This is a genomic window from Falsiroseomonas sp. RANM36, from assembly GCF_056682175.1.
The window spans coordinates 1,432,267-1,435,166 of the sequence record NZ_JBWXTD010000003.1 but is presented as its reverse complement, the minus strand read 5'-3'; the positions used below and the strand labels follow the sequence as shown (position 1 = coordinate 1,435,166).

The window sequence follows — 2,900 nt, the reverse complement described above, 5'->3', positions numbered from 1 at the left end:
AAGGACATACCGGTCTGGGGCACGGTGCTGGAGGGGCGCGTGCAGCCCGCGCCGAGCGCGGCCCCGCGGGCGGGGGCGCCGCCGCGCGCGCGGGGGGGCGCGCCTGCCCGCCGCGCGCCGGGCCTTCTTCACCTCCGGTCAAGACCTGCGTGGCAGGTTCCGCTCCCGCCCTTGCCGAGGATCGGATCCTGCCATGCGATTTTTTCGCGACCTCTCCGTCGGACGGAAGCTCGGCATCTCCGCCTTGCTTGCGCTGCTGCTGCTGATCGGCCTGGTCGGCGTCGTCTGGATGCAGTCCGGCGCCGTGCTGGAGGCGCAGCGGCACCAGGCCCGCACGGAGGCCGCGCTGGATCGCCTCGAGGGCGGCATCGACGCGCTGCGCGACGTGCGGGTGCTGCAACGCGACCTGCTGCTGACCCAGGACGCCGAGGCCCAGCCGGCGGCGCGCCAACGCATGCTCGCCCGGCTGGATGAGAGCCTGGCCCAGGCCGCCGCGGGCGTCGCCGAGCATGGCGCGGCCGGCATGCAGGATGCGCTGGCGCCGCTGCGCTCCGCCACCGCCCGCTACCGCGCCGCCCGGGCGGCGCTGGCGGATCGGCGCGCGGCGCTGATCGAGCTGCGCGACAACCAGCTCTTCGTGCGCGCGGCGGACTTCGATCCGGTGTTCGAGGCGGTCGCCAGCTCCATCGCCTATGACGTGCCGGAGAACCAGCAGGAGGATGTCCGCCAGCGCCTGGCGACCGTGCAGGGCGCGGTGAACGAGGCGCGCATCGGCGCGCAGCGCTGGCTCGCGACCGGCGAGGAGTCGCAGCTGCGGCGCGTCCGGCGCGCCATCGCTCAGGTGCGCGTACACGGCCGCAGCCTGGCGGCCGGGCAGGCGCTGCCGCCGCGCGTCCAGGCCGATCTCGAACGGGTGGCGGAGGCCGCCCAGGCCTTGGTCAAGGCCGCCGAGGAGGTGCTGGCAGCGGGCGAGGCGGTGGCGCGCCACCGTGCCGAGCAGGTCACGCCGGCGCGCGAGGGCATGGACCGCGCCGTGGCGGCGATGTCCGCCGCCGCCCTCGGCGCCTCCGCCGCGCAGCGCGACGCGTTGAACGCCACCGCCGAGACGATGCGCCGGGTCACGCTCGGCGTCGGGCTCGCCGTGGCGCTGGTGGTGGTGCTGTCGGGCCTGGCGACCGCCGGCCTGGTCGGCGCGCCGCTCCGCCGCCTGTCCGCCGCGATGCGCGAGATCGCCGCGGGCCGCACCGGCATCGCCGTGGCCGATCGCGGGCGCCGCGACGAGATCGGCACCATCGCCGAATCGCTGGAGACGCTGCGCGGCACCGTCCGCGACGCCTTCGCGCAGAGCCAGATGATCGCGCAGATGCCGACCGCGGTGATGAGCGTGGACCCGCAGGACGAATTCCGCATCGCCTACATGAACCCTGCCTCGCACGCGCTGCTGGCGAAGCTGCCGGGCCTGCCCTGCCGGCCCGAGGAGATGGTCGGGCGCAGCTTCGACATGTTCCACCGCGACCCGGCGCATCAGCGCGCCATCGTCGGCGACCCGTCGCGCCTGCCGCACACCGCGACCATCCGCCTGGGAGAGGAGGTGTTGACGCTGCGCGTCTCCGCGATCCGCGACGCCGCCGGCAACTTCGCCAGCGCCATGCTGACCTGGGACGTCATCACCCAGCGCGCCCGCCTCGCCGACACCTTCGAGCGCGAGGTCGGCGCGGTGGTGGAGGCCGTGGCGAGTTCGGCCGAGCGGCTGCAGGCCTCCGCCCGCGGGCTGTCCGAGACCGCGGCGACCGCCGGGGCGGAAGCCTCCGCCGTCTCGGAAGCCGGCGGCCGCGCGCATGGCGACGTGCAGTCGGTGGCCGCCGCGGCGGAGGAGATGGCCGCGAGCGTCACCGAGATCGCGCGCCGCGTGGGCGAGGCGGCCGAGGTCGCGAGCCGGGCCGTGGCCGAGGCGCGCGCCACCGACGCCACGGTGCAGGGCCTGTCGGAGGCGGCGGCGCGGATCGGCGACGTGGTGAAGCTGATCGGCGACATCGCCGGCCAGACCAACCTGCTCGCGCTCAACGCCACCATCGAGGCCGCCCGCGCCGGCGAGGCGGGCAAGGGCTTCGCCGTGGTCGCCAGCGAGGTGAAGCAGCTGGCCAGCCAGACCGCCCGCGCGACCGAGGAGATCGGCCGCCAGATCGCGGAGATGCAATCCGCCACCGGCCAGGCCGTCGCCGCCATCCGCGGCATCGGCGCGACGGTGGAGCGCACCAGCGACATCGCCACGCAGATCGCCGCGGCGGTGGAGGAGCAGGGCGCGGCGACGCAGGAGATCGCGCGCAGCGCCGCTCAGGTGGCGGAGGCGACGCAGATGGTCGCCGGGCGCATCGCCGGCGTGCGCGGCGCGGCCGAAAGCACCGGCCAGTCGGCCGAGGCGATGCGCGAGGACAGCGGCGCGCTGGCCGGCCAGGCCGCCACGCTGCGCGAGAAGTCGGCCGGCTTCCTGCGCGCCGTCCGCGCCATGTGAGGCTGCCGCCGGTTGTCCTGACGCCGAGGGGCGCCTAACTGCCCCACGACGGCATCGGACAGGACAGATGGGCATGAAGGTCGCGGTGGTCGGCGCCACCGGCCAGGTCGGGCGGGAGATTCTCCGTACGCTCGCGGAGCGCGCGTTTCCCGCCGACGAGGTGGCCGCGCTGGTCCCCGGGCGAGGCGGCGGACAGGACGTCTCCTATGGCGAGGAGCGCGTGCTGCGGGTGCGCGGCCTCGAGGGGCACGATTTCCGCAACACCGACCTCGTCTTCTTCGCGGCGGGCGAGGCGGCGAGCGCCGCCGAGGTGCCGCGCGCCGCCCCGGCCCGCGCCCGGGGGGGGGGCCGCGCCCCCCCGGTGCCGCGGGGGGCCCCGCGGGCGCGG

At 76.3% G+C, this 2,900-nt stretch carries 1 protein-coding gene and 1 pseudogene; both read left to right on the top strand.

The genetic code is table 11. From position 1 onward, the window contains the following. The first annotated feature begins 193 nt into the window (after nucleotides 1–193). Complete coding sequence (locus AC1MIR_RS11745) at nucleotides 194–2,512, top strand: methyl-accepting chemotaxis protein (RefSeq protein ID WP_480028336.1); 2,319 nt, start codon at nucleotides 194–196, stop codon at nucleotides 2,510–2,512. A gap of 73 nt (nucleotides 2,513–2,585) precedes the next feature. Beyond that, nucleotides 2,586–2,900, top strand: a pseudogene (locus AC1MIR_RS11740) (hypothetical protein); the annotation flags it as partial.

Coding starts and splice junctions, on each gene's coding strand:
- AC1MIR_RS11745 (WP_480028336.1), top strand. CDS start 194: ATGCGATTTTTTCGCGACCTCTCCGTCGGACGGAAGCTCGGCATCTCC.